18 protein-coding genes and 1 pseudogene are annotated in these 26,285 nt (G+C 36.2%); 9 read left to right on the top strand and 10 right to left on the bottom strand.

All coding sequences use genetic code 11. From position 1 onward, the window contains the following. Positions 1 to 545 precede the first annotated feature (545 nt). A complete protein-coding gene (locus SAGCYANO_RS18475; protein WP_202221406.1) occupies positions 546 to 1,304 on the top strand; it encodes a class I SAM-dependent methyltransferase in 759 nt (252 codons plus the stop codon). Between the two features lie 514 nt (positions 1,305 to 1,818). Next, on the top strand, positions 1,819 to 2,439 hold the full coding sequence (locus SAGCYANO_RS18470; protein WP_202221405.1) for a hypothetical protein: 621 nt from the start codon (positions 1,819 to 1,821) through the stop codon (positions 2,437 to 2,439). Positions 2,440 to 2,696: 257 nt separating this feature from the next. Here SAGCYANO_RS18470 and SAGCYANO_RS18465 read toward each other — a convergent pair whose 3' ends face one another. From SAGCYANO_RS18465 to SAGCYANO_RS18455, 3 genes are all read right to left on the bottom strand, one after another. Beyond that, the gene (locus SAGCYANO_RS18465; protein WP_202221404.1) at positions 2,697 to 3,038 is read right to left on the bottom strand and encodes a XisI protein; all 342 of its coding nucleotides are present in this window, start codon (positions 3,036 to 3,038) and stop codon (positions 2,697 to 2,699) included. Next, on the bottom strand, positions 3,026 to 3,358 hold the full coding sequence (locus SAGCYANO_RS18460) for an element excision factor XisH family protein (protein WP_202221502.1): 333 nt from the start codon (positions 3,356 to 3,358) through the stop codon (positions 3,026 to 3,028). Before SAGCYANO_RS18460 ends, SAGCYANO_RS18465 begins: the two co-directional genes overlap by 13 nt. A 620-nt stretch (positions 3,359 to 3,978) precedes the next feature. Further along, a complete protein-coding gene (locus SAGCYANO_RS18455) occupies positions 3,979 to 4,578 on the bottom strand; it encodes a nitroreductase family protein (RefSeq protein WP_202221403.1) in 600 nt (199 codons plus the stop codon). Between the two features lie 3,586 nt (positions 4,579 to 8,164). Between SAGCYANO_RS18455 and SAGCYANO_RS49335 the strand changes: the two genes are divergently transcribed. After that, positions 8,165 to 9,637 carry an SUMF1/EgtB/PvdO family nonheme iron enzyme gene (locus tag SAGCYANO_RS49335; RefSeq protein ID WP_202221402.1) on the top strand — a complete coding sequence of 491 codons (1,473 nt, stop codon included), beginning with the start codon at positions 8,165 to 8,167 and terminating at the stop codon, positions 9,635 to 9,637. Between the two features lie 595 nt (positions 9,638 to 10,232). Here the strand turns inward: SAGCYANO_RS49335 and SAGCYANO_RS18445 are convergent. From SAGCYANO_RS18445 to SAGCYANO_RS18420, 6 genes are all read right to left on the bottom strand, one after another. Further along, positions 10,233 to 10,808, bottom strand: coding sequence for a Uma2 family endonuclease (locus SAGCYANO_RS18445; RefSeq protein WP_202221501.1), 576 nt, complete (start codon positions 10,806 to 10,808; stop codon positions 10,233 to 10,235). A 1,133-nt stretch (positions 10,809 to 11,941) separates the two neighbouring features. Beyond that, complete coding sequence (locus SAGCYANO_RS18440; RefSeq protein WP_202221401.1) at positions 11,942 to 12,826, bottom strand: SDR family oxidoreductase; 885 nt, start codon at positions 12,824 to 12,826, stop codon at positions 11,942 to 11,944. 360 nt (positions 12,827 to 13,186) lie between these two features. Then, on the bottom strand, positions 13,187 to 13,972 hold the full coding sequence (gene xth / locus SAGCYANO_RS18435) for an exodeoxyribonuclease III (protein ID WP_202221400.1): 786 nt from the start codon (positions 13,970 to 13,972) through the stop codon (positions 13,187 to 13,189). Positions 13,973 to 14,631: 659 nt separating this feature from the next. Next, the gene (locus SAGCYANO_RS18430) at positions 14,632 to 17,076 is read right to left on the bottom strand and encodes a GH116 family glycosyl hydrolase (protein WP_202221399.1); all 2,445 of its coding nucleotides are present in this window, start codon (positions 17,074 to 17,076) and stop codon (positions 14,632 to 14,634) included. 487 nt (positions 17,077 to 17,563) lie between these two features. Then, a complete protein-coding gene (locus SAGCYANO_RS18425; protein WP_202221398.1) occupies positions 17,564 to 18,475 on the bottom strand; it encodes an alpha/beta hydrolase in 912 nt (303 codons plus the stop codon). Between the two features lie 389 nt (positions 18,476 to 18,864). Further along, on the bottom strand, positions 18,865 to 19,494 hold the full coding sequence (locus tag SAGCYANO_RS18420) for a hypothetical protein (protein ID WP_202221397.1): 630 nt from the start codon (positions 19,492 to 19,494) through the stop codon (positions 18,865 to 18,867). A gap of 409 nt (positions 19,495 to 19,903) precedes the next feature. Between SAGCYANO_RS18420 and SAGCYANO_RS18415 the strand changes: the two genes are divergently transcribed. The 3 genes and pseudogenes from SAGCYANO_RS18415 (at position 19,904) to SAGCYANO_RS18405 (ending at position 22,322) form a co-directional block, all read left to right on the top strand. Beyond that, positions 19,904 to 20,263: a hypothetical protein gene (locus tag SAGCYANO_RS18415; RefSeq protein WP_237396321.1), complete on the top strand. Its 360-nt coding sequence runs from the start codon at positions 19,904 to 19,906 to the stop codon at positions 20,261 to 20,263. A 119-nt stretch (positions 20,264 to 20,382) separates the two neighbouring features. Continuing rightward, positions 20,383 to 20,930: pseudogene (locus SAGCYANO_RS18410) on the top strand (GIY-YIG nuclease family protein). Between the two features lie 447 nt (positions 20,931 to 21,377). Next, positions 21,378 to 22,322 (top strand): tetratricopeptide repeat protein, encoded by a 945-nt coding sequence (locus tag SAGCYANO_RS18405; RefSeq protein WP_202221395.1) that lies wholly within the window; start codon positions 21,378 to 21,380, stop codon positions 22,320 to 22,322. A 642-nt stretch (positions 22,323 to 22,964) separates the two neighbouring features. Here the strand turns inward: SAGCYANO_RS18405 and SAGCYANO_RS18400 are convergent. Continuing rightward, the gene (locus SAGCYANO_RS18400) at positions 22,965 to 24,077 is read right to left on the bottom strand and encodes a geranylgeranyl reductase family protein (RefSeq protein ID WP_202221394.1); all 1,113 of its coding nucleotides are present in this window, start codon (positions 24,075 to 24,077) and stop codon (positions 22,965 to 22,967) included. A 580-nt stretch (positions 24,078 to 24,657) separates the two neighbouring features. On the opposite strand from SAGCYANO_RS18400, the gene SAGCYANO_RS18395 reads away from it, so the two are divergent. The 3 genes from SAGCYANO_RS18395 to SAGCYANO_RS18385 all read left to right on the top strand — a co-directional run bounded on the left by SAGCYANO_RS18395 (position 24,658) and on the right by SAGCYANO_RS18385 (position 25,570). Then, on the top strand, positions 24,658 to 24,921 hold the full coding sequence (locus tag SAGCYANO_RS18395) for a Uma2 family endonuclease (RefSeq protein ID WP_202221393.1): 264 nt from the start codon (positions 24,658 to 24,660) through the stop codon (positions 24,919 to 24,921). Then, positions 24,911 to 25,051, top strand: coding sequence for a hypothetical protein (locus tag SAGCYANO_RS18390; protein WP_202221392.1), 141 nt, complete (start codon positions 24,911 to 24,913; stop codon positions 25,049 to 25,051). The genes SAGCYANO_RS18395 and SAGCYANO_RS18390 overlap by 11 nt, the downstream gene beginning before the upstream one ends. Positions 25,052 to 25,237: 186 nt before the next feature. Then, on the top strand, positions 25,238 to 25,570 hold the full coding sequence (locus SAGCYANO_RS18385; RefSeq protein ID WP_202221391.1) for a Uma2 family endonuclease: 333 nt from the start codon (positions 25,238 to 25,240) through the stop codon (positions 25,568 to 25,570). The last annotated feature ends 715 nt before the right edge of the window (positions 25,571 to 26,285 follow it).

Below are 26,285 nucleotides of genomic sequence, written 5' to 3'. Positions count from 1 at the left end.
AGTGTGGGGAGTGTGGGGACCCACCCTAACCCTCCCTGGAGGAATGTGGGGAGTGTGAGGAGATGGAAGCAAATTTCAACTTGCTAGGGTTGCTACCAAGTGCGGCTAACGTCGTCGCGGAGTCGCATATGCTTGCCTCCCCTATTCTCGTTCCTGAATTTCGCTCTTCACTCCTCAGTCGTCGGGTCGGACTTCTGCCAAAAGCACATACCGCGTATAAAGATACGATCGGGGATTCTATATGGAACTTTCCTACAAAAATATTTGATTTATAACTAAGTATCCAAAAATGATATTCTGATTGAAAATAAGAAGAGATTAAAATTTATTCATCATTTGCAGTAGATATCTCCAATAATCAAAAATAAAATCAATTATCGTACATAAATAATCAATTATTCCCCTCCCAGGAGGGGTAAGGGGTGGGTTTCCTACTCCCTACTCCCTCTTTTCTGAAGATGTCTAGTAATGTTGTCGCATTAAATTAGATGAGCTTTTCCAATACCTGAAAAATGCAGAACTTTTAGAGAAAATAAGGAAAAAATATGAGTGATGAAAATAAATCTATTCATGAGTTTGATTTGAAATTAATCTACGAATATTATTCGACTATAGAACGACAAGGACCAGGGAGTCCTGAAGTAACTATTAAAGCTTTAAGCTTTATTGATAATCTGACAAATGAATCAAAAATTGCTGATATAGGTTGTGGAACAGGTGGTCAGACGATGGTAATAGCTAATCATACGTCAGGACATATTACAGGTATTGACCTGTCTCCCATCTTTATAGATTTATTCAATATTAATAGCCAGAAACTGAATCTTCAAAATAGAGTAAATGGCATTGTTGGTTCAATGGACAAACTTCCTTTTCAGAATGAAGAATTAGACTTAATCTGGTCAGAAGGAGCAATCTACAATATTGGATTTGAACGAGGTATAAATGAATGGTATAAGTTTTTGAAGAAAGGAGCTTTCCTTGCAGTTTCAGAAGTATCGTGGTTCACTGAAGAGCGACCTGTGGAAATTGATGAGTTTTGGAATAATGAATATCCGGAAATAGATACTATTTCAAATAAAGTGACACAAATGGAAAAAACTGGATATATTCCAATTGCTACTTTTGTGCTGCCTGAAAATTGTTGGACTGAACATTTTTATGCTCCACAAGTTTCTGCACAGGAAAAATTTTTGCAAAAATATGTAGGTAATAAAACTGCTGAAGAACTTGTAGAAAATCAACGGCATGAAGCTGAATTGTACGATAAATATAAAGAGTTTTATGGTTATGTTTTTATATAGGAAAAAGATTTAAATCATTTCACTCTCTATGGTATAAAGCAGATGCTATACATCGAAAAATTGTAGAATACGGTGGAAGGTTTGAAAATTTAGCTAAATAATATTCAGTTGCAAATGATAAAAATTTTAATGGCATGATGGGTGCAGTTACTTTAGCTAGCTTGCCAGAAGATTTAATAAATGCAGTTAATTATGCTAATCCTGGCGATCTTTTAGGACCATTTCAGACTAATAAGTAGAGCGAGGAATTGGGTTAAGGGAAGATAGAGAAAAGTAGGAAAGTTTTATCAAATCTACGGGAATTTACGTTCTATTTCATATATAGATTATTATACTGCAATACGGTTCAGCTCAGACAAAAACTCATTGAGCTTTTCAAATTACAGAACTGCCAAAAAAATCCTTAACTGAACCGTATTCGTATATACTACAATTGACTTGCGGTAAAATTATATGTTAAGCTTGTACTACCTTTTTCCAAATAATTAATGCTGAAAATTTAGGTAAATACAAAATGAAGAAAATAATTCTTGGTGCAATTAGTCTGACGGTAGCATTAAATGCAGGTGAAGCATCTGCATTTTCACTTATTAGTGGAAACCAAATTACTCCAACAACAAATCTTCAATCAATTGGTAGTTTTACAATAGATGAAATTGCTGACGGAATCACAGCAGATGGACTTTTCCCTAGTTTTCCAGGACCTTTCAATGGATTTGCTTCTAATGCATCAAGTGGAACTATTACCCTTGAGCTAAATGGTGAATTTAATCTAAACAGTTTCATTCTCTGGAATGATATTAATGTTTTTGAGGAAGGAATCAAAGATTTCCGTTTAGATTTCTTTAACGATTCAAATGGGTTAATTGCTTCTTCTCCTACTTTCCTAGCACCTATCACACAAGTTGATCCACGAGAGTATGTATTTAATAATCTCATTCTTGGGGTAAGCAAAGTAGATCTCGTTGTTCTGAATTCTAATCAAAGCAGTTTGGGTATCAACCGTATTGAAATTCGTGAGGTAGCATTTACAGGTTCTCCTACAGCAAAGACGCCTGAACCTACCTCCATGTTTAGTGCAGTAGTAGCTGGCCTAGGAATTTTGCTGCTCAAGGGAAAGTCAAGGGCTAACTGAACTTAGTTGATTAATCTCAGCTAAAGTACCTTGGCGTCCCTAGCTATTCAGTGCAGCGGACGGGGGCGATCGCTGTAAGCCTTGCCAAGATATTCCTTGCCCGCGGCTGACCTAACCCGTTGGGCTACCAACTTGTAATAAAATGCTTGCCTTTCTGTCTGAGCCCTTGGGCTAATTATCCAACCATATGTCGCTTTTCATATCCCGCAGCGAAACACAACCGACTAGACCGACTATTATTGGATAAACCAAATTCTCTAAACAATAGCAAACTCAGTTAACTTACGAGATTCAGGATCGTGGAAAGCTAAAACAATATCTTCTTTCGGTACATTTTCCCCTAATAATTCATTAGCAATTCCTTCCTCCGTCCAATCTTCTTCAATATAAATCTTCTCATTTTGAATCCGAATATAAACAGAAATTGCTTTAATTCGTCTATCATTTTTCCAGCCAATATTAAACCAAAGATATTGACTTCTTTGGTCATCAAATATTAATACCTCATCTATACCAGGGTCAGGAACTTGTGCTGATATGTTTTGATAATTAGTTAGAATTTGTTTGATGATATTTTGATAATGAATTAGCTTATCCATTCAATAATTTCCTCTTTTTTAATGTCAATCACTAATAGTAAAACTTGATATTTTTGTAGAATTAATTCAATTGCAACTTGTGCAAAAAACTTTTCATGAATTTTGTTACCAACTGCTAGATAAACTTGATAATTAGGATGAGTAAGAGAAAGGAATGTTTGATAAATTAAATATTGTCCCAATGCTGTTTCAAATTCACGCATTGGAGAACAACTCAGGAAACTTTTAATTTCAATCACAATTTGTTGCTCTCCTCTTGTTGCAGAAATTGTTTTTTCACCAGCTATATCGGCCAATAATTTAACTTCTTCATATTTAATAGGATAAGGGTAATTTCAGTTATCAGTTATCAGTTATCAGTTATCAGTTATCAGTTGTCAGTTGTCAAAAGTATAGGAATCAGGAATCAGTTGTGAGAATTAAAGTGTTCCTTAAAAGTACAGAATATAGCAATTATTACATTCATAATAATACGTTTTTTTCTTCTTCTTTGTTGCCTGTTGCCTTCCGGAGCTGTTGCCTAAAAGTTTCCAATATCTCACAACTCAAATCATATTGCTTTAATTGTTCAATTATCTTTAATTAAAGGATTTTTGAGAGCTTGATGATAAGTGTCTTTTGCTGGCATTATTTCTAGAAGAGGGAATAGGGAGTAGTGCTGCTGCGCGGAAGTTAAAAGTCAAAAGTTAAAAGCGAGTGTGTAATTCTGAGGTTTCCTCAGAATGTAAGACACACTCAAGACAGTCAATCATTTTTGATTTGTAATTGTTTGAGGATTTTGTAACTGGTAAGTTATTTCTGCCATCCTGCACTAAGGAGTAGGAGAAAATAATTGATTGATTTTAGTAACCAATCTTGTAGTAGACTGACACACTTTGTTCGTCCACTACAAGTTTTGCTATTGAATACTATTGCCAGATACCGATCGCTTCTTTAAAAACTAAATAAATGAAGCAGTCTTGCCAAATTCTCCAGTAAACACAAAAGAACTCATAGGTTTACGACTGCGGGGAGAAAGTTCCCTCTCTCGTAAAGACTCAGGCAAAATATCGGGTTCTGCTGGATAACCAATAGCTATAGCTGTTACTGGTTCATATTCTGCTGAAATTTTATATAATTCCCGTGCTTGATCAACATGAAAACCCCCCATTTGATGAACTCTTAAACCCATTTCTGTTGCTTGAAAAGTTAAGCTGGCAACTGCTAAACCTACATCGTGAAAAGCGTGTCTATTTGGATTATTATTTCTGTCAAAAGAAAGTTTAGCAACGGATAACATTAATACAGGAGCAAGACCTGCCCAAGGTTGATTTCCTTCTACTATACAACTGAAAAGGCGGTCGTATTCAGCAGGGTTTTCTTTAGTAGCAACAATGAAACTCCAAGGTTGTTCATTGAAACAAGAAGGAGACCATCTTGCTGCTTCTAGAAGTGAAAGTAATACTTCTGATGAAACCATTTTGTCAGTAAAAGCTAAAGAACTCCAACGTTGTTTTAGTAAGTTATTAATTGGATATTTATTTTCCGTGTATTTTTCCATTTTTTGAATTTTGAATAACTACTTGAGATATCTCAATAATATCAAAATTTGTTACTGTTTATATCATCTTTAGTTGAATATTACATTAGTAGGGTCTGGTTCGACGTTAAATTAATGGGGTTAGAAATGATTTAGATAAACCCGCCCCCCACCAATAATAAAACACCAAATTAACTGTTTCGGTCTAGTATTAGGGTCTGGTTCGACGTTAAATTAATGGGGGTTACAAATGATGAGATAAACTCGCCCCCGCCCCAATAATAACTGAGCAAATTAACTGTTCCGGTCTAGTATTAGGGTCTGGTTCGACGTTAAATTAATGGGGGTTACAAATGATGTAGATAAACCCGCCCCCGCACCAATAATAACTGAGCAAATTAACTGTTTCGGTCTAGTATTAGGTCTGGGTTCCACGTTAAATAAATGGGGGTTAGAAATGATGAGATAAACTCACCCCCGCCCCAATAATAACTGAGCAAATTAACTGTTCCGGTCTAGTATTATGGCGGGGTTCCACGTTAAATTAATGGGGGTTAGAAATGATGAGATAAACTCACCCCCGCCCCAATAATAACTGAGCAAATTAACTGTTCCGGTCTAGTATTATGGCGGGGTTCCACGTTAAATTAATGGGGGTTAGAAATGATTTAGATAAACCCGCCCCCGCCCCAATAATAACTGAGCAAATTAACTGTTTCGGTCTAGTATTAGCGTCGGGTTCCAGATTAAATTAATGGGGTGACAAATGATGAGATAAACCCGCCCCCGCCCCAATAATAACTGAGCAAATTAACTGTTCCGGTCTAGTATTATGGCGGGGTTCCACGTTAAATTAATGGGGGTTAGAAATGATTTAGATAAACCCGCCCCCGCCCCAATAATAACTGAGCAAATTAACTGTTTCGGTCTAGTATTAGCGTCGGGTTCCAGATTAAATTAATGGGGTGACAAATGATGAGATAAACCCGCCCCCGCCCCAATAATAACTGAGCAAATTAACTGTTCCGGTCTAGTATTATGGCGGGGTTCCACGTTAAATTAATGGGGGTTAGAAATGATTTAGATAAACCCGCCCCCGCCCCAATAATAACTGAGCAAATTAACTGTTCCGGTCTAGTATTATGGCGGGGTTCCACGTTAAATTAATGGGGGTTAGAAATGATTTAGATAAACCCGCCCCCGCCCCAATAATAACTGAGCAAATTAACTGTTTCGGTCTAGTATTAGCGTCGGGTTCCAGATTAAATTAATGGGGTGACAAATGATGAGATAAACCCGCCCCCGCCCCAATAATAACTGAGCAAATTAACTGTTCCGGTCTAGTATTATGGCGGGGTTCCACGTTAAATTAATGGGGGTTAGAAATGATTTAGATAAACCCGCCCCCGCCCCAATAATAACTGAGCAAATTAACTGTTCCGGTCTAGTATTAGGTCTGGGTTCCAGATTAAATTAATGGGGTGAGAAATGATTAGATAAACCCGCCCCCGCACCAATAATAACTGAGCAAATTAACTGTTTCGGTCTAGTATTAGGTCTGGGTTCCACGTTAAATAAATGGGGGTTAGAAATGATGAGATAAACCCGCCCCCGCCCCAATAATAACTGAGCAAATTAACTGTTCCGGTCTAGTATTATGGCGGGGTTCCACGTTAAATTAATGGGGGTTAGAAATGATTTAGATAAACTCACCCCCGCACCAATAATAACTGAGCAAATTAACTGTTTCGGTCTAGTATTAGCGTCGGGTTCCAGATTAAATTAATGGGGTTAGAAATGATTTAGATAAACCCGCCCCCGCCCCAATAATAACTGAGCAAATTAACTGTTTCGGTCTAGTATTAGCGTCGGGTTCCAGATTAAATTAATGGGGTTAGAAATGATTTAGATAAACCCGCCCCCGCCCCAATAATAACTGAGCAAATTAACTGTTCCGGTCTAGTATTATGGCGGGGTTCCACGTTAAATTAATGGGGGTTAGAAATGATTTAGATAAACCCGCCCCCGCCCCAATAATAACTGAGCAAATTAACTGTTCCGGTCTAGTATTAGGTCTTGGTTCCAGGTTAAATTAATAGGGTGAAAAATGATTAGAGAAACCCGTCCCCCACCAATAATAACTGAGCAAATTAACTGTTTCGGTCTAGTATTATGGCGGGGTTCCACGTTAAATAAATGGGGGTTAGAAATGATGAGATAAACCCGCCCCCGCCCCAATAATAACTGAGCAAATTAACTGTTCCGGTCTAGTATTAGGTCTTGGTTCCAGGTTAAATTAATAGGGTGAAAAATGATTAGAGAAACCCGTCCCCCACCAATAATAACTGAGCAAATTAACTGTTTCGGTCTAGTATTATGGCGGGGTTCCACGTTAAATAAATGGGGGTTAGAAATGATGAGATAAACTCACCCCCGCACCAATAATAACTGAGCAAATTAACTGTTCCGGTCTAGTATTATGGCGGGGTTCCACGTTAAATTAATGGGGGTTAGAAATGATTTAGATAAACCCGCCCCCGCCCCAATAATAACTGAGCAAATTAACTGTTTCGGTCTAGTATTAGCGTCGGGTTCCAGATTAAATTAATGGGGTTAGAAATGATTTAGATAAACCCGCCCCCGCCCCAATAATAACTGAGCAAATTAACTGTTTCGGTCTAGTATTAGCGTCGGGTTCCAGATTAAATTAATGGGGGTTAAAAATGATTTAGATAAACCCGCCCCCCACCAATAATAACTGAGCAAATTAACTGTTTCGGTCTAGTATTAGCGTCGGGTTCCAGATTAAATTAATGGGGTTAGAAATGATTTAGATAAACCCGCCCCCGCCCCAATAATAACTGAGCAAATTAACTGTTTCGGTCTAGTATTAGCGTCGGGTTCCAGATTAAATTAATGGGGGTTAGAAATGATTTAGATAAACCCGCCCCCGCCCCAATAATAACTGAGCAAATTAACTGTTCCGGTCTAGTATTATGGCGGGGTTCCACGTTAAATTAATGGGGGTTAGAAATGATGAGATAAACCCGCCCCCGCACCAATAATAACTGAGCAAATTAACTGTTTCGGTCTAGTAATAAGATTTAAAGGTAGTAGCTCGTCTAAACTAAAATTGTGAGTAAAACCCAACGCTAAAATCCCCCCGAACCCCCCTGGGAAAGGGGGGAGAGGTCTATATTTTCTATCTACCCACATTTTTAAGCTAGGCGAGCTAGTAGAATGAGTTGACTACTCCCCTGGCTAAAGCCGAGGGGATTCTAAGTTGATACTACGCAACGGGATAAATCCTTGTTCCTTCGTTTCTCCTTAGCTGACCAAAGATATATTCTTTGGGGACAAGTCAAAGTGCCCCTACACAGTCGGCTTAAGCGAACGGCCGTTCGCCCCTACAGCTTTCTGCTTACTTTTGTCTAAACGTTTGTATATCCAGATAATAGCACAGGACAACTAAAGTTGTCTAATCTAAACGACTCGCTTGTTTTCATCCCCCGGTTAAAACACGGGGGCTTTCAACGTCGCTTTTCGGTAAAATTTGGTTTGAATTTTCAGGGAAAAGTTAATCTTTATATTACTAAAGAATAAAAGAATGAACGGACAGTTAGAAAAATCTATTGTTTTAATTACCAGTGCTAGTGATAACTCTATGAAAGGAAATGTTATTGGTACTGGATTTGCTTTTTATCAAGAAGAAAATTATACTTATTTGCTGACTTGCGCTCATGTTGTTGAGGATGTGGGTGGTGAGGAATATGTATTGGTAAATAATATTTCCGCAGAAGTTGTGGCAATAGGAGATACTCAGGGTTTTGATTTGGCAGTTTTGCGAGTCAAAGAACTTTTGTCTGTTCTTCCTTTAGGATTAATAATTTTACCTGAAGAGCTAGAAATAAGTTTAAAAATTTCAATTCCTGGTTATTTTCTGTGGGGTGAAAATAAGGTGCGTCGTCGCAAAACAATCAAAGGAATTATGATGGTTGAAGCTGGTGAAGAAAAGGCTTTCCAGATTATCAAAAATGTGGGAGAAGAAGTTGCTATTGGGAAGCTAAAAATAGAAGCTGGTAAATTGCAAAAAGGTTATAGTGGGGCACCTGTTGTTGATTTAGAAACAGGTTTTGTTGTGGGGATAACTACTCACATGGAGGGGAAAAATGAAGAGGAAGGAAAGGAGGGAACGGCTATATCTATTGAAGCTTTGAAGAAGATTTGGCCGGAAATGCCTCCTGATGTTTTTCATTTTTACTTGGAAAAATTTGACGTAATAACTGTAAATATAAAAGGGGAAGAAATTAATCGTCATTCCCACAAAGCAGCATTTTTCACTGAAGATTTGGGTAATGGTGTGATGTTGGAAATGGTGGCTATTCCTGGAGGTACTTTTATGATGGGTTCGCCAGAAAATGAAGCAGGAAGACGCGATCGTGAAAGTCCGCAACATGAAGTTACTCTGCAACCTTTTTATATGAGTAAATATCCTATTACTCAAAACCAATATAAAATAATTATGGGTAAAAATCCTTCTGATTTTAAAGGAGAAAATCGTCCAGTAGAATGTGTGTCATGGTACGATGCGACAGAATTTTGTCAAAAGCTATCTCAGAAAACTGGGAAAAACTACAGACTACCGAGTGAGAGTCAGTGGGAATATGCTTGTCGTGCAGGTACAACCACACCTTTTTATTTTGGAGAAACTATAACGTCTGAGTTAGCTAACTACAATGGCAATGATATTTATGGCAAGGCACCTAAAGGTAAATATCGAGAAGAAACAACAGATGTAGGGAATTTTCCTCCTAATGCTTTTGGTTTATATGATATGCACGGCAATGTCTGGGAGTGGTGCGCTGATTACAGGCATAAAAACTATGAAGGTGCCCCTACTGATGGTAGTGCTTGGCTGGAAAATGATGGAAAAGAACATTATCTCGTACTGCGTGGCGGTTCCTGGCTGATCATTCCTGATGGCTGCCGTTCCGCGTATCGCAACTACAACGCTGGGCGCGACATCCTCAACTACAATTTTGGCTTTCGTGTAGTATGTGATGGCGGGAGAATTACATGAAGCCAGTAGGGGCGAATGGCATTCGCCCGCACAGAAGTCAGAAGTTTACACTTGATTGTTCCTTCAGAAAACTAAGGGTTAAATATGATAAGTGAAAGTAATAGTATTGTTGCTCAGAAAGCTTATTAATCTGCTATTAGAATTGTCAAAACTTGTAAATACTTAACTGAGGAAAAAAAGAATACATATTATCCAAACAACTGTTGAGAAAAAGCTAATACGGTGGAGTTAGGTCGGGCTTGCTGATTAAATTTAAAAGTTTTTACAGATAAAGTTTTTAGCCTTTTTTGGAACGAAAAAAGTACCTGGTTTTCAGTCTAAAACGCTCAAAAAGGAGCGTATTTTAGGCGCATAGTTGGGCAGAAAAATCATTCTTACAATTCTTACTCCTACTTCCTCGCTCATTCCCATTTCTCCTGTCTCCTGTCTCCTGTCTCCTGTCTCCTACCCTCACCCATAAGACTTTTTCAGCAAACCCTAGGTACACCCATAGTGGGCAAGATGCCTGCACTAGAAAGATTTAATTGTTAATATCTGTACTTCATATACTTGGAATCTACTGTAACTGAATAAATGTTAGCTGAAAATACTTTTATTACGCTTCAAACTCGACTTTATTGTAAATATCTGCCATAGTTATCTGGAAGGAAATTGAATTAAGAGAAATAGTTTCACTGGCTTCATTATATTCTGAGAAAATCCACTGTTTCTGAGCAGTTTTATAATATTGTTCTACTTGCATTGTGTATTGGTCTATGAGTAAATATTCTTGAAATGTAGGAATAGTTCTATAAGCTGCAAATTTTTCGTCTTTGTCATAATTCCTAGTAGATTTTGACAATACTTCGGCAATTATTAGGGGATTGAGAATAGTATCTTTTCTTCCTGTTTGTAATTGCAACTCTCCTGAAGTAACCATCACATCATGATAAGTATAGATACTTTTATTCGGAATCCAAAGTCGTTGGTCTGCCACAAAAACTCGATATGATTGATTTTTGAGAGAAAAATTTAAAGCAGCGCTGAAGTTGAGAGATATCTGATTATGATTTGGAGTACCGCCAGTTATGGAAATAATTTCACCATTGATATATTCCTGTCGTTGTTGTGAGTTAATTTCAAAGTTTAAATATTCTGTCGGAGTATAGTTTTTTTGTTGTTGAATTTGCATAGTTTTCAGTATATGTAGGGGCGAATGGCATTGACTAACGTCAAGCTCCGCTAACGCCCTCATTCGATTTAGTACCTTTGCATAAGTCCTGATAATATTATTGGTAATCCTGCATAGTAATTATTGGTAGTTCTGCATATTAATGTTAGATAGGAACAATCAATGTTTAGAGGGAGTACGGGAGCAAGATGCTCCCACTGTTGTGCTTCCTAACAAAAATAATTACAATGCAGAACCATCCCTATTTTTTATTGTTAATATTTTCATGACTTACGCAAAACCAATATATCTAGGGCAAACGGCTAAATGCTTACTAAAGTCTCTCCATTTATGCAGAAATAAAGAGGTAATTCTAAATTATAAATTCTTGTATGGGATGTTGTGCTTCCTAACAAAAATAATTACAATGCAGAACCATCCCTATTTTTTATTGTTAATATTTTCATGACTTATGCAAAACCAATATATCTAGAGCGAACGGCTAAATGCTTACTAAAGTCTCTCCATTTATGCAGAAATAAAGAGGTAATTCTAAATTATAAATTCTTGTATGGGAGCAAGATGCTCCCACTGTTGTGCTTCCTAACAAAAATAATTACAATGCAGAACCATCCCTATTTTTTATTGTTAATATTTTCATGACTTATGCAAAACCAATATATCTAGAGCGAACGGCTAAATGCTTACTAAAGTCTCTCCATTTATGCAGAAATAAAGAGGTAATTCTAAATTATAAATTCTTGTATGGGAGCAAGATGCTCCCACTGTTGTGCTTCCTAACAAAAATAATTACAATGCAGAACCATCCCTATTTTTTATTGTTAATATTTTCATGACTTATGCAAAACCAATATATCTAGAGCGAACGGCTAAATGCTTACTAAAGTCTCTCCATTCATGGAGAAAAAAAGAGGTAATTCTAAATTCTAAATTCTTGTATGGGAGCAAGATGCTCCCACTGTTGTGCTTCCTAACAAAAATAATTACAATGCAGAACCATCCCTATTTTTTATTGTTAATATTTTCATGACTTATGCAAAACCAATATATCTAGAGCGAACGGCTAAATGCTTACTAAAGTCTCTCCATTCATGGAGAAAAAAGAGGTAATTCTAAATTCTAAATTCTAAATTCTAAATTCCTGGATCTCCCATTTTTCGGCGAATAAAACTCTCTACAGATTCCATTTTCATTTCAAATATTGTCTCTAAATTCTCAATTTCTTCTGGAGTGCAGAAAAATTCATTCGCCAATAATACTCTTAAAGTACCGAGACTTTTTTGTAATTCAGAATTAAATAATCCCACAGTATTTCGTAATCCATCAAATACAAATAAAGGCGGATTAATAACTATTGGTTCCCGGTTAAAAACTCTACTAAATATCTGAGAAATTTCTCCTCTAGAAATAATTTCTGGTCCGCCCACAGGCAAAGTTTGATTACAAGCAGCTTCTACAAAAACAGAATCCACAGCAATTTTTGCCAAATCATCTGTACTAACTATTGAAGTGCGATTTTTGTCATCTCCAATAAGTAGATAAATTCCTGTATCTTTAAATCTTTCTGCCAATGGTAATAAATTAGAAGCAAAACCAGAAGGTTGCAAAATAGTATAATTCAAACCACTCGTTTTGAGATATTTTTCTACCTCTCTTTTTGCCTTAAAAGTAGGTGAATCTTCATATCCTCTTTCTGCTCCCAAGACAGAGATAAATACAAAATGTTTAACACCAACTTTCACCGCAGAATCTATCAGTTCAATATTAGCTCGGTAGTCAATTGCTTGAACATCACCAGCACCACCATGAGCACTAATAATATATTCAATTCCTTGACAAGCTTTTTCAATATCCTTGTCTATTTTTAAGTCGCCTATGAAGATTTCAGCACCACGATTTTCTAATTCAGAATAAGAAGAATTTAGTCTGGCAAAAGCACGGACTGATATTTCTCTTTCTCTCAAGATTCTGATTATTCTTTGCCCTAAGTCTCCGGTTGCTCCTGTTACTAAAAACATAATTATTTTTTGTTGGTTATTAATAGTTCAATTGAAAAAATTACAGCATATTTCGGGGAAATGAGGTACAGGGTAAATGATTAAAATATTGTAGTGCGGGCATCTTGCCCGCGATAAGTGTACCTCATAACAACGGGAAACGCTATATCATATCAAATCCGGTTAAACAGCCATAGAATGGTTAAGTTAGGAGGAGTCAGGAGTCAGGAGGAGAAAGAATTACAAAGATGAGCGTAGTTATGACGATTGGAGAATTTTTTTATGTCCAATTAAACGGATTTGATATCAAATAAAAAGCGAATTTCATCTCAGTTAGGTACAGTACTGGCGAGCAAGATGCTCGCACTGGATGCACTTCTTTCAAAATTCCACAATAACTGGTGTATGGTCGCTAGGTTTTGGTAATTGTCTTGGAGATTTGTCAATTATACAACTTATGGCTTTTTGAGAAAGGGGCAAACTCAGATAATGATGGTCAATACGCCAACCACGGTTACGGCGAAAACCTGCTGCTCTATAGTCCCACCAACTGTAGTGACCTCCTTCGCTGGTAAACTGGCGAAAAGCATCTACTAATCCTAATTTGAGAATTTCTTGTAAAGCTTGGCGTTCCGCATCTGATAATCCCACAGAATTTTTACAACCTTCTGGATCGTGAATATCTCGGTCTTCTGGGACAATATTAAAATCTCCACACATACACAAGTTGGGTGATTTGTCAAGAATAATTTTGATATATTCTTGCAAAAGTTTCAACCAATGAAGTTTATAGTCATATTTTTCACTACCAACACTAGCACCATTAGGAACATAAAGATTCAGAATACGGATATCATTTACTACCCCAGTAATTAACCGTTTTTGTATGTCAAAATCTCCCACTTTATCTTCACCTAAAATAGGTGCAAACCCACTACTAACATCTTCCATTGGGGAAAGACTAAAAATTGCTACACCATTATAAGATTTCTGACCAGAAATATAAGTATGATAGCCTAATTCTTCAAAGGGCGATCGCGGAAAATCTTGGTCAATAACTTTGGTTTCTTGTAAGCAGAGAACGTCTACAGGATTTGTTTGTAACCATTCTATAACTTGTTCTTGACGAGTTCTAATTGAATTGACGTTCCAAGTAACTATTTTCATAATTTAAAGAATTTAGAATTTAGAATTTAGAATTTAGAATTTAGAATTTCCTCTTCTTATAAATAAGACAAATTTGAAAAAAGAATGCTACAAAAAGGTAGACCTTGATTGGATATGCTTAAAAATAGCTAATCAAGTTCATTTTAGATAGTTATTTATATCGTTTTTCCATTTTTTTAAATATTTATCCCCTCTTCCTTCTTCCCTCTTCCTTCTTTCGTACGGACGTTGCATGCAACGTCCCTACCATTCGTAACAAACATTTATCAAATTGGTATAACTCCTAAATTCTAACTTTTGACTTTTGACTTTTGAATTTCAAAACCTCCTAAATTCTAAATTCTAAATTCTAAATTCTAAATTCTAATTATTAGAAATCTCCAGAAAAGAGAGAACAGGGAACAGGGATTATGAATTGAAAAATTTAATAGTTCAAATACCTCCTGACTCCGAAATTCTAACTTTTGAATTTTGAATTTAAAATTCTGACTCCTAACTCCTAACTCCAAAATTCTAACTTTTGAATTTTGACTTTTGACTTTTGAATTTCAAAACCTCCGAAATTCTAACTTTTGACTTTTGAATTTTTAATTCAAACTTTTGACTTTTGAATTTCAAAACCTCCTAAATTCTAAATTCTAAATTCTAAATTCTAAATTCTAAATTCTAAATTCTAAATAAATCGCCCAAATTGCCATTGCTCTGAGATAATGACTAGCTCGAAAAGTTCTGTCAGCAGTAATAGCTTCTGGGGTGCGAAATTGTAAACCATTTTCATAAATTTGCCGCACCACCGCTTCAGTTATTTCTAAAGCTTTATCCTTCATTCCCATTTGCACCATAAAAGCAGCTAAACCAAAATTAATTCCCGTCCAAACTTCTAATGGATGGGTAGCATCAGGATTTTCTGGAGAACCATCAGGTAATACTCCATTAACTGCTCCAAACTTGCCATTATGAAACTTTTTAAAACAAGAATTATAGACAGTATTCAAAGCAGATAAAGCACATTCACCAGGTACAATATCCGGCAAATTTAATAACCTAGCATAAAATTGACCACATAATTGGTCAGCCATAACCACTTCCGAATTACTATCACTATCCAAACGATAATATTCCCCATTCCATAACTTCTCTTGATAAACAACTAATCCTTTTTCCAACCAACTTTGATAAACAGAAATTTGATTATTAATAGCATCCACAGAATTTTTATCGACCTCAGACTGAAAACCTTGAGGTGGATAATAAGGAATTTCCCTCGGATGCTCAATTAAAACCTTCCCAATAGCGATCGCCCCTTCCAAAGCAGCTAACCATAACCCACCACAATAAGCACTCACCCCCCGCAACTGCCAATCATCAAAGGTTTGGTCCGGCGCTCCCTCATTTTCAGGAATACCATCATTATCCTTGTCAAAAGCCTTAAGATATGCCATTGTCTCCACCACAGCAGACCAACATTCCCAGAGAAACTCATAATCATCTGCACCAGTCAACAGAAAATCCCGATAAACCTGCAACACAAAATCACTAGATAAATCCTTCCATTGATTGCAGTCCTGATAACTCGTATAATTAGTCCTTTCCCAAGGATGCTCATTGGGTGCACCCAAATCATGGGGAGTTGCTCCTGCCTTTTTTCTGACTGCCGACGCTTGATTGTAACCAATAATTCTCGGTGTATCATCCGCAGTTGAAATCGCCCGTGCAAAAGCTAACAACACCGACTTTTCCAAATCCGGCCACAACATCAACAGAGCAAAAGAACCATATAATCTTACATCCAAACTCTCATACCAACGATAATCCAAACATTCCAGTACAGCAAACTGACCTTTAGGGTCGCGATCGTCAGCAGCACTCCAGAGAGTACCCCCACTGGTGAGGTCGTAAAGTTCGTTAAACAAAGCCATCTTAAACCAACCAGGCAAATCTTCCCGTTGCAAAATAGGGTTTTGCCAAGTCTCAATATTCTCGCGCCAAATCTGATAGTGTTTCATCGCAGTACGAACTATCGACCAAGCATTTTTCCCATTGCGACCATAAAAATCTGTATAACGGCGATAATATGAAACTCCAGCGCTAAACTCAGTTAAAGGTAAATCCCAAGCTAAGAAAAAAGGTATTTTCCGAGTTTTCCCCGGTCTGAGAGTAAAACGAACAGACATAGCTACCCCAATTTGCTCTCCCTCTGTTGCAGGTAGTTCATTGTATTCATCTATGATTGTGCCATCTATTGCAAAGTAGCGCCAGACTTCCTCTCCATTGCCCGCAGGATTCCAGCGTGTATGATAATTAACTTCCACAGCAGCATTAGTAAAAGTTCCGATCGCCATTTGACCTTCTCCTTCTGCGGGGCGATCGGCAATGCTCAACTTCGTCATTGTGCAACCGATACGATGGAAATCTTCCACTAATAAATTAAAGTTGTCTGTACTTTCTCCCCACCTTGGTTTGTATTCATAAACTGGACTACCATCATCTCTAACTTGTACTTGTGGTGTTTTCACAGAATTGCTAAACCAACCGATGGTATTTTGCCAGGTGAGCATAATGCTGAGAGTTATGGGTTCATCAGTAGGGTTGTGAGCGACCCATTCAAAGATAGCAACAGGGTAACTGGTCTCTTGATAATTACCTGCCCAAATTGGGGAAAATTGTTCGCAGCTTAATTGTGCAGTAAATACATTTTCATAGACAAACCAACTACGAGGATAAAGAGCATGATAAGTGCCAGTATGTAACTCTGCTTTTTGTTTCGGGTACCACTGCCAAGTTGAGAGACTGCCATCTGTTGGTGGTTCGGTACATAGAGCATAAGCTTGTTTGTGGCCTTTAGTTTCTTCAAAAATGCTAAATTGACAGGCGGGTAAATTTTGATAAATGTGTTCGCCACCGTCGAGATGCCAGAGATTAAAATCCCCTCGTGGAGAGCGACCAATTGCTCCTGCACCGAAGCCACCGAGAGGCATTCCGTGCCAAGGACCGTCATCGAGGTTACTGCTGTAGCGGACTGTGTAAGGGTTGTCCCAGTTAAGACCAATGGGACGGTTCCAGGTACAGGGGGGAATATTAGGGGTAGAGTTTTGTTTATTCATTGGATTTGAAGGTCATAGGTTGTAAGTCATGTATGAGAAAAATTTACCTAATACCAATTTCATAAAATATTGCTACAGTGGTTTTCTCTGCTGGTCGGAATTTAGAGATTAATACTGTAACGACCTTTTTTGAATTTGGTATAACATCTAAGAGGTTGTCTAAGAAGTCCCATTTGCTACATCCCTCGCCCCCGCGCATCCCCCGTTCAACAAAAAGCGCAGCATCCTCTGGCTTCCCATTCAACAAAAAGCGCAGCATCCTCTGGCTTCCCATTCAACAAAAAGCGCAGCATCCTCTGGCTTTCCCCCTTCCCAAGGGGGACGGGAGGGGGATTCCAAGGGGGACGGGAGAGGGATAAAAAAGGGGGACGGGAGGGGGATAAAAAGAGGGACTAGAGCAAGCAAATTGACTCCTGTTCCCCCCAAAGTTGGGGGGTTAGGGGGGCAAAATTCAGTATCAAAAAACTTTTCAGATATCCTCTAACACCTAATGAATAAATTCTTGACTAACACTAGAACTATCCTTGACGATCCAATCAAAAAATTCTTTGATAGTTGCTATGTAGCGATCGCTATCTACTTGAGCAAGATTGTCATGTGCCGCATTTGGTATTAAAAGTAATTTTTTCGGTGCTGCTGCTGCTGCAAATAATCTTTGACTCATTGCTGCAGGTACGATTTCATCTTTCATTCCATGAATAAATAAAACGGGCATTTCCAATAATTTTACTTTGTTAATGAAGTCAAATTTTTGGGTGACCAGTAAGTTGAGGGGAAATATCTGGATTCGACGTCTGTGTCTGTATTTAGCCATGTCTTTCATGGAAGTAAAGCAACCTTCAGCAATTAATCCTGCTGCTCGTGGTTGTTGCAGACAAAGATTAGCAGCGACTGCTCCTCCAAGAGAGTATCCATAAACAAAAATTTCTTCTGGTGTAAAATTTTTTTCTTGAGTTAAATAATTCCAAGCTATCAATGCATCTTCATAAACGCTAGCTTCTGTGGGAAACCTTCCTTGACTGTTACCGTACCCCCGATAGTCAATCATAAATACCGAAAATCCCAATTGATATAGTTTAGCAACCCGCTCGAGATTGTAACTATTTTTCCGATATGCCATGTTACCTTTAGCACCCTGTAGAAAGAGAATAACTCTAGAATTCCTCTTAGTTTGAGGAATCCACCAACCAGATATTTTTTCTGTTTGTTTGTGAGAATTTGGAATTGATAACCAAACTTCTTGATATGGAAGATTAACAGTAGCAGGAGTTGCTAATACCAATGGTGCAGGTTCAAATATCAATCGGTTTTGTAGCAATCTTAGCAATACAAAAGCAGAAGTGTAGATAGTTGCTAAACTTATTAATAGAAGTTTCAAGAAAGTCTCAAAAATAGTCATTGGTTAAAAAGTGCATTTCTGATTTACAATAGACCTCTCTGGAAAAGAGGGAGTAGGGACCCACCCCTAACCCCTCCGGTGGAGGGGAAAAAGGGAGTAGGCAGTAGAGAGGAGTAATTGATGATTTATCTACGATAATTGATTTGATTTTTATTATTGGAGATTTCTAGGGCGTGTCAGCTATTGATAAAAGAATTTTTCTAGAATTCTATAATTGCCTTTTCTCTAGCTCTCCCCAAGTTTTTTAATGATAATTTTGCCATAAATATAAGCCATAAATATAAGCCATAAATATAAATTTAATTGCTCCCCAGCTTACAGGAAAAAGGTTATACAGCAAGGAAAATCAAAACTTATTTTTAACTGTCTATTTTCTCACAGTTTAATTACTAAGAATCGAGCATTTTATGTAGTTGTTTGACTGCACGAATTAAACGAATAAAATATGGTCTAACTATATCTCGATTTAAGTCTTGTAATGTATTCACTTGTGCTTGTAATTCCTCAATTTTATTAGACATAGAAGCATTGTTTATTGATTGTAAGTTATTTCCTAAATGCTGTTGTAAATCTGTAGTTAAATCTTTTAATGATTGTAATTCCTCATCAATATCTGAAAATTTAGTATTTATTGTGTCCCAGTCTTCTTTTGTAATTGTATTAAATTCAAAATCTGATTGATTTTGAGAGAAATTTATGGGAGATTCTGGGGTTAATTCAGTAAATTTTTCTGGTATTTTCTCTGGATACCCATCCACTGAATCAATATCTATCCTTAGTTCTTCTACATCATTGTTAATATGTGTTTGTATTTTTTCCTCAAATCTTTTTCTATTAATTGAATTCAATACTAATGCCAGTGTTATTGGGGGTGCAACAAACGAAATTTTTTCCAGTACCAATGCCAAACCTGAACCAACAATTGAAGCCCCTAAAGCAGTATATTCTGCTATTTGTAGCCAATGAGGCTGACTTTGGGAATTATTTGAAACTGTTGACGATGTTTCTGTGTCTTCCATAAATCGATATCCCCATTGAAGATGTTAAGTTTAATAGTTTAATACTAGATAACACAATTTTGATCTAAAAATTATATCATAAATTATTAAATAAAAATGCATTTTAATAAATCTTTATATTTATTTAAAAGTAGTTGAGTTGAATCAAACAAAGAGTAATATTAAGTAAAGGCAATTTTCTGTTTGATAGCAATAAGCAATACTATTATAACAGCCATAGCCCAATTTGATAGTAAGCATTCAGCAGTCAGCTATCAGCTATCAGCTATCAGCTATTAATTTATTATCTTAGAAGGAGAATTCAAAATTACGTTTGCTTCCGCATTCCGCACCGAAAGAAAAAGGTAACAAGCTAACTTTAGTAAGTCCTGTAAGTTCATGCATTTGTTTGCGGAGCATTCCGTAGGAAATGCTTACATTCGATCAATATAGAAAAGGAAAAAAAGTGGGTCTAAAAATCATTGAAAGCTTTGAAAGTAGCTTTACGTTAGAACAAAATGCTCAACAAATGTTGTTCAATTTATTAACAAGTGAAAATTTTGTTCAACAAATTACTTCAAAATTACCATGTCAAAAATTAGAATTTACTGAATTAATATTTCAACCAGTTCCCTACAGCAAAGAAACACCTAAAGGAATGGCAAAAGAATTTGAGAAGTATCACGAATCCAGTGACTATATTATTATTAACGTTCCGCCCAACTTCATGTTTAAAGCTAAAATATTTCAACCAAGTCGTCTCTGCGCCATCTATAAAATCACCTTGTAAGCATTTCCTCCGGAATGCTGCGCCAACAGCAGTCAGCTATCAGCTAGTTTATGATCGAAGCTTTTTTTATCTAATTCCTAATTAATTAACACTACCCCTGAACAGGAAAATTTCAAACAATGACTAATACTCAAATGCAAATCCCAGAATTGTCTAAATTAGAATACTTACCTTATATTAATTCTCAAGGAAAATTACCAATTTCTTTACAAGGAAAAATAGGTGTTTATGGAATTTTCGACCAGGATAAAAATTACTATTTGTAGGTTATTCTCGTGATATATATCAGAGCATGAAACAACACTTAGTCCGTCAACCTAATAGTTGCTATTGGCTAAAAGCACAAACTACTGAACGTCCGAATCGTACTATATTAGAAGGTATAAAAACTGCTTGGATTAATGAAAATGGTTCTTTACCTATAGGTAATGATATTGCAGAAGCAAAGTGGAATCAACCAATAGATGCTAAACAAGAAATGACAGAAGCAGAAGCAATACAATATCACGACCCATTAATTGATGAAGTTGCTAAAGAAAAACTCTTAAAAAATATATCTAGGCGAGTTGAAGCTAATATTTTAGAAATATTAAAAACTAGAGGTTTAGAAGAAAATATTCGTTTTAATCCCAAGTTAAAAACCAGTGGATTATTAGATTTAAAATAATTGATAAAATTTTATATAGCGTTTCTCAAACTAATGAGGTACACCTATATTTCATTAATGGATAATGGATAATGAATAATTACCTCTGGTTAAAACCGTTACGGAATTGAATATAAAGGAATCTGATTTCTTTTTTCTCCTTAAAAGAGAGGCTTTAAACCTAGATTCGATTAATTATCAATTATCAATTATCAATTATCAATTATCCATTGGTAATTATTTCTATTCCCTATTCCCTATTGCCTGTTCCCTAAAACATAAGTAGAAATCTTTGAATATCAAGACCATAATGATTAAAGCTATTTATCAAAATAATTGGGTCGCGCAACCAGGCCTTTTAAGGCGAAATATTTTTGGAGGTTTGCTCAAATCCCCATTACAAAAATAACTTCTGATTTCTGACTTCTGACTTCTGACTTCGTTAATTCTTCTCCCTTGAAAAATGAAATGGATGGACGAATAAAAATCTCCCCAGATGATTATCAGAGCTGGTACAATATGGGAGTAAATTTTAGTAAATTGGGGAAGCATCAACAAGCTATTACTGCTTTTAATCGGGCAATAAAAATTAAGCCAGATTACTATGAAGCCTGGAATAATCGAGGTAATTCCTTGAAATTAATAGGTAGATTCCAGTCAGCTTTAAATAATTTTAATCGTGCGATAGAAATTCAACCAAATTCTCATTTAGTTTGGTATAACCGAGGTAATTTACTCAATAATTTAGAACAACATCGGGAAGCGATAATTTCTTTTGAGAGAGCCACAAAAATTAAACCAGATTTATATCAAGCCTGGTACAATGCTGGAAATACTTGGAGTAGTTTAGGACATTATCGAGAAGCAGTTGAAAATTACAAACAAGCAATAAAAATTAAACCAAGTTTATACCAAGCTTGGCATAATCAAGGCAAGGCATTATTTGAATTAGGAAGGTATCAGGAAGCCTTGAATTCTTTTGAAAAAGTTATTAAACTTAAGCCTAATCATTATATAGCTTGGAATTTTCAAGGAAAAACTTTATTTTATTTGGGGAATACTAAAAGAGAAATTATTAGTTATGAAAAAGCCATAGAGATTAAAGTAGACTATCAGGAAGCTTGGAATAATTTGGGTCAAGCTTTATCCAATTTAGGAGATTGGGTTGAGGCGATCGCTTGTTTTGACCAAGCCATAAAAATTCAGTCAGATTATTCTTTGGCTTACTATAATAAAGCTCGTTGTTATGCTTTGCAGGATAAGCCATATTTAGCTATTGAAAATTTAGAACAAGCAATTAATTTAGGTGCTGGTCAGCCATATAGAGAGATGGCAGAAACTGATGCTCATTTTTTTAAAATTAGCTCAAATCCTAAGTTTAAAGCTTTAATTAAAGATGATTTAATTTATTAATTAGGGTTTGCGCTCAAAAGTCTTTTAGTAGGGGGAGGAGACAGGAGACAACCCACCCCTAACCCCTCCCTGGAGGGGAAGACAGGAGACAGGAGAAATGGGAATGAGCGAGGAGGTAGGAGTAAGAATTGTCCCAAGATTGTTCTGCCCAACTCTTACCTAAAATACTAACTTTTTGAACGTTTTAGACTGAAACAAGCGCACTGCAATTAGACCCCAAAAAAGCTAAAGTCTTTATGTGTCAATGCTTTTAGATTTAATCAGCAAGCCCTAATTAGCTATTAGCATTCAGCTCTCAGCTATCAGCTAAAATTGATAGGTATAATACTCAATATCGAAAGTTTTACTACATCTTATAGCGCTTTTCACATGGATAGACTACAGTTAGTATGGGCAACCCAAAAGCATTTTTCTACTCCCTACTCCCTACTCCCTACTCCCTACTCCCTACTCCCTACTCCCTACTCTAAGCGCCAAAAATAATTTTGTGGTCTACTCAAATGAAAAGCGCTGTAATATCATATTCGGACAGGCCAGTTATAAATAAAATTTAAGAACTAACAATACCGAAGAAATGCTCAAATTATCTTGAGCTTTCTCCTTTTTTTCCTTATGTCTTCTGCCTTCATTTAGAATAAATTTTCATCTTTGCCAAAGTTTTCGTAAAGCAGAACCTACCACATCTGAATAACTTAATTCTCCAGACAAAATTTTAGTCATAATAGTAGTAGCGCGAGGTCGCTTCACACCTACTTGATAACCAATATGTGAAAAGTGAGAAAATCCTTGGGCTAAACGTTGTGCCCAAACCATATCTTTACCCCATTCTTCATTAACTACTTGACTGTATTTTTCTAAAGCAAATAGATCGCCATTTAGGGAATTATTAATTGCTGCGGCTGCTTTAATACCTGTAAATATAGAAGGGCGAATTCCTTCAGCAGTAAAAGGGTCAACAATACAAGCTGCTTCTCCTGCTAAAACTGCATTTTGTGTATGTAATTTTTGATTGCCATTCCACAAACATAAAGGATGACCAAATTTCTGAACATTTTGAATATCTACCTCAAACATTGTGGCATATTCTGTTAATAAAGCTCCAAAATTTTGACCATGTTTTCGCCAAAATGTACCGACTCCTATTGAGTATCCATCAGCTTTGGGAAAGTTCCAAACATAGCCGTTATTTAACATTCCAAATTCAAAATAAGCACTATCAATTTGTTGATTTTCAACTGGTACTTCTATTTCCATAGCACCACCTGAAAAGTGTTTACGATTGTTAAAACCTAACCATTTAGCCATGGAACCTTTAGCTCCATCAGCAGCAATTAAATAACGACTGATAAATGATTGATTATTGGTATTAACTTGCCAGTTATTGTGCTTAAATTCTATGCCTATAACTTTAGCTTTATCTCTAATTTCTGCTCCCTGTTTTTGCGCTTGCTGAACGATAAAATAATCAAAAACTTCTCGGCGTACCATCCAAATTGGTTCTTGATTTTTTAGGTTAACTTCTACTAGATCGCCTTTTTTCCAAGTATAACGAATAGAGTTTATTTTCAGAGAAATAGCTGGTGTAAAATCAAAATCAAACCACTGTTGAACAATGGGAGAAACTCCACCTCCACAGGGTTTATATCGAGGTAAAGATTCTTTTTCTAAGACTAATACAGAACGTCCGTTTTTTGCTAGATGATATGCGGCACTTGCTCCTGCGGGTCCAGAGCCAACTATAATACAATCAAACATATAATTTAGTAGTTTTAGTGTTTTTAGTCATTATCTTAAAATAGAATCATCGGGAAAAAGTAGATGCCAATTCATTAAATATAGGAAAAAATTGAATTGTTACTTTTGCTAAAAGTCTAATATAATCAAGACTTACGCCAAAGACGAAATTATACATCATTTGTAGGGGTTAACGGCCGTTAATTCCTACTGTCTAAATATTATGGAATAAAACATAAAACAAGTGAAGATTCCTAGTAACTTAACAAGAACCTTGAGTAGTGTTTGACAAATGAATTTAGTATAACAGATCGTTTTGCTTCAGTCCTAATAAATTCATAAGCAAAATTAATTACACATCCTATTGACTTCCTGTTTCCTGTTCCCTCTTTAAACTAGGAAATTTATTTTGCATGACTACTTATTTATTAGCAATAGACCTCTTGTTTATTAGCAATAGACCTCTTGCAAAGGTGTTACTTACATCAATTCAATATCTGAAATCAACAATTTCATCCCCCTATTCCCTATTCCCTATTCCCTATTCCCTATTCCCTATTCCCTGACTTCTGCAAGAAGTCTAATACTCTTGGAAAAAAATATGCAAATTCAGACACACGAGAAAGTATATACTCCAGAAGAATATTTATTATTAGAGGAAAATTCTGAAGATAAACATGAATATCTAGATGGAGAAATAATATCAATGACAGGTGGAACTACTAATCATAATGAAATTGCCAGTAATTTTTGTGCTTACTTAAAGTTTGCTTTAAAAGGCAAAAATTATCGTGTATTTATCGGTGATGTTCGTTTATGGATACCCGATTCTTATTTATATACTTACCGAGAAATTGTGGTCTAAAGCCTCCCCTTTTAAGGGACAAAAAAAGATAATTCCTTGTTTTCTTGCCTCCTTATACCAATTTGATAAATGTTTGTTACGAATGGTAGAAGTAAGAAAGAAGGAAGAGGGAAGAAGGAAGAAGGGATAAATATTTTAAAAAATGTAAAAACGATATAAATAACTATCTAAAATTAACTAGACTAGCTATTTTTAAGCATATCCGATCAAGGTCTACCTTTTTGTAGCATTCTTTTTTCAAATTGGTATTACTGCAAAAGTACTGATAACTGATAACTGATAACTGATAACTGATAACTGAAATAACCCCGATATTATGATAATTGAAGATAAACCAACCTATCATCAAAGTCGTACAGATACAGTTACTAATCCCTTAATAATTGTTGAAGTATTATCAAAATCAACAGCAAATTATGACCGAGGAGATAAGTTTAAATTTTATCGGTCAATTCCTGAGTTTAAAGAGTATATTTTGATTGACCAATATCAGTTTTATATCGAACAGTATGCTAAAACTTCTGAGGATAAATGGGAAGTTACATATTATGAATTTGAAGAGTCAAGATTAAAGTTAACTGCTCTAGATTTTGAAACAGGATTTAGTTACCTTTACGAAAAAGTTGATTTTAATAATCAAGATATTTGAATAATCTATGAATTTTATTTTTATACCAATTTCCAAAAGTTCCTATTTAAGGTTTGCTTATGGAAAGTCTTTTTGCTGGGGTAGGAGACAGGAGACAGGATACAGGAGACAGAAGACAGAAGACAGGAGACAACCCACCCCTAACCCCTCCCAGGAGGGGAAGAAATGGGAATGAGCGAGGAGGTAGGAGTAAGAATTGTAAGAATGATTTTTCTGCCCAACTATGAGCCTAAAATACGCCCCTTTTTGAGCGTTTTAGACGTGATACCAGGTACTTTTTAAAGGCCACAAAAAGGCACTTGTCTTTATATTTCAATGCTTTTAGATTTAATCAGCAAACCCTATTTAACTCCCATATCTTCAGCTAACTTAAATTACAGGTTCAAATCCCACATCTATCAATTCATGTCCAGATGTAATGGTATAGCAGAAGGAAGAAGAAATAAGGAAAAATTTTACCGAATAATTAAGGTAAAAATCCTCTCCTTTAAAGGAGAAACAAGCGGTCGTTAGCGGAGCTTCCCGAAGGGTGGGATGGCGTTTGCTATCGCAAAGCTGCGCTAAAAGCGGAGCGGCTCTGATAAGAACGGGTCTCCTCGCCATATCCAATCGACCAAGAGAGAAAAGATTTTCATGATTAGTCAATCCTATCCGTTTTCAAGAAGAGGTAATTCTAAATTCTAAATTCTTGAAGTTGTCTGAGTTTTCAACTTTT

It is taken from the genome of Okeania sp. KiyG1 (genome assembly GCF_014132355.1).
Classification (GTDB): Bacteria; Cyanobacteriota; Cyanobacteriia; order Cyanobacteriales; family Microcoleaceae; genus Okeania.
The sequence above is the reverse complement of the archived record's forward strand: the minus strand, read 5'-3'. Positions and strand labels throughout refer to the sequence as shown.

Coding starts and splice junctions, on each gene's coding strand:
- SAGCYANO_RS18475 (WP_202221406.1), top strand. CDS start 546: ATGAGTGATGAAAATAAATCTATTCATGAGTTTGATTTGAAATTAATC.
- SAGCYANO_RS18470 (WP_202221405.1), top strand. CDS start 1,819: ATGAAGAAAATAATTCTTGGTGCAATTAGTCTGACGGTAGCATTAAAT.
- SAGCYANO_RS18465 (WP_202221404.1), bottom strand. CDS start 3,038: ATGGATAAGCTAATTCATTATCAAAATATCATCAAACAAATTCTAACT.
- SAGCYANO_RS18455 (WP_202221403.1), bottom strand. CDS start 4,578: ATGGAAAAATACACGGAAAATAAATATCCAATTAATAACTTACTAAAA.
- SAGCYANO_RS49335 (WP_202221402.1), top strand. CDS start 8,165: ATGAACGGACAGTTAGAAAAATCTATTGTTTTAATTACCAGTGCTAGT.
- SAGCYANO_RS18445 (WP_202221501.1), bottom strand. CDS start 10,808: ATGCAAATTCAACAACAAAAAAACTATACTCCGACAGAATATTTAAAC.
- SAGCYANO_RS18440 (WP_202221401.1), bottom strand. CDS start 12,826: ATGTTTTTAGTAACAGGAGCAACCGGAGACTTAGGGCAAAGAATAATC.
- xth (WP_202221400.1), bottom strand. CDS start 13,972: ATGAAAATAGTTACTTGGAACGTCAATTCAATTAGAACTCGTCAAGAA.
- SAGCYANO_RS18430 (WP_202221399.1), bottom strand. CDS start 17,076: ATGAATAAACAAAACTCTACCCCTAATATTCCCCCCTGTACCTGGAAC.
- SAGCYANO_RS18425 (WP_202221398.1), bottom strand. CDS start 18,475: ATGACTATTTTTGAGACTTTCTTGAAACTTCTATTAATAAGTTTAGCA.
- SAGCYANO_RS18420 (WP_202221397.1), bottom strand. CDS start 19,494: ATGGAAGACACAGAAACATCGTCAACAGTTTCAAATAATTCCCAAAGT.
- SAGCYANO_RS18415 (WP_237396321.1), top strand. CDS start 19,904: ATGCTTACATTCGATCAATATAGAAAAGGAAAAAAAGTGGGTCTAAAA.
- SAGCYANO_RS18405 (WP_202221395.1), top strand. CDS start 21,378: ATGGATGGACGAATAAAAATCTCCCCAGATGATTATCAGAGCTGGTAC.
- SAGCYANO_RS18400 (WP_202221394.1), bottom strand. CDS start 24,077: ATGTTTGATTGTATTATAGTTGGCTCTGGACCCGCAGGAGCAAGTGCC.
- SAGCYANO_RS18395 (WP_202221393.1), top strand. CDS start 24,658: ATGCAAATTCAGACACACGAGAAAGTATATACTCCAGAAGAATATTTA.
- SAGCYANO_RS18385 (WP_202221391.1), top strand. CDS start 25,238: ATGATAATTGAAGATAAACCAACCTATCATCAAAGTCGTACAGATACA.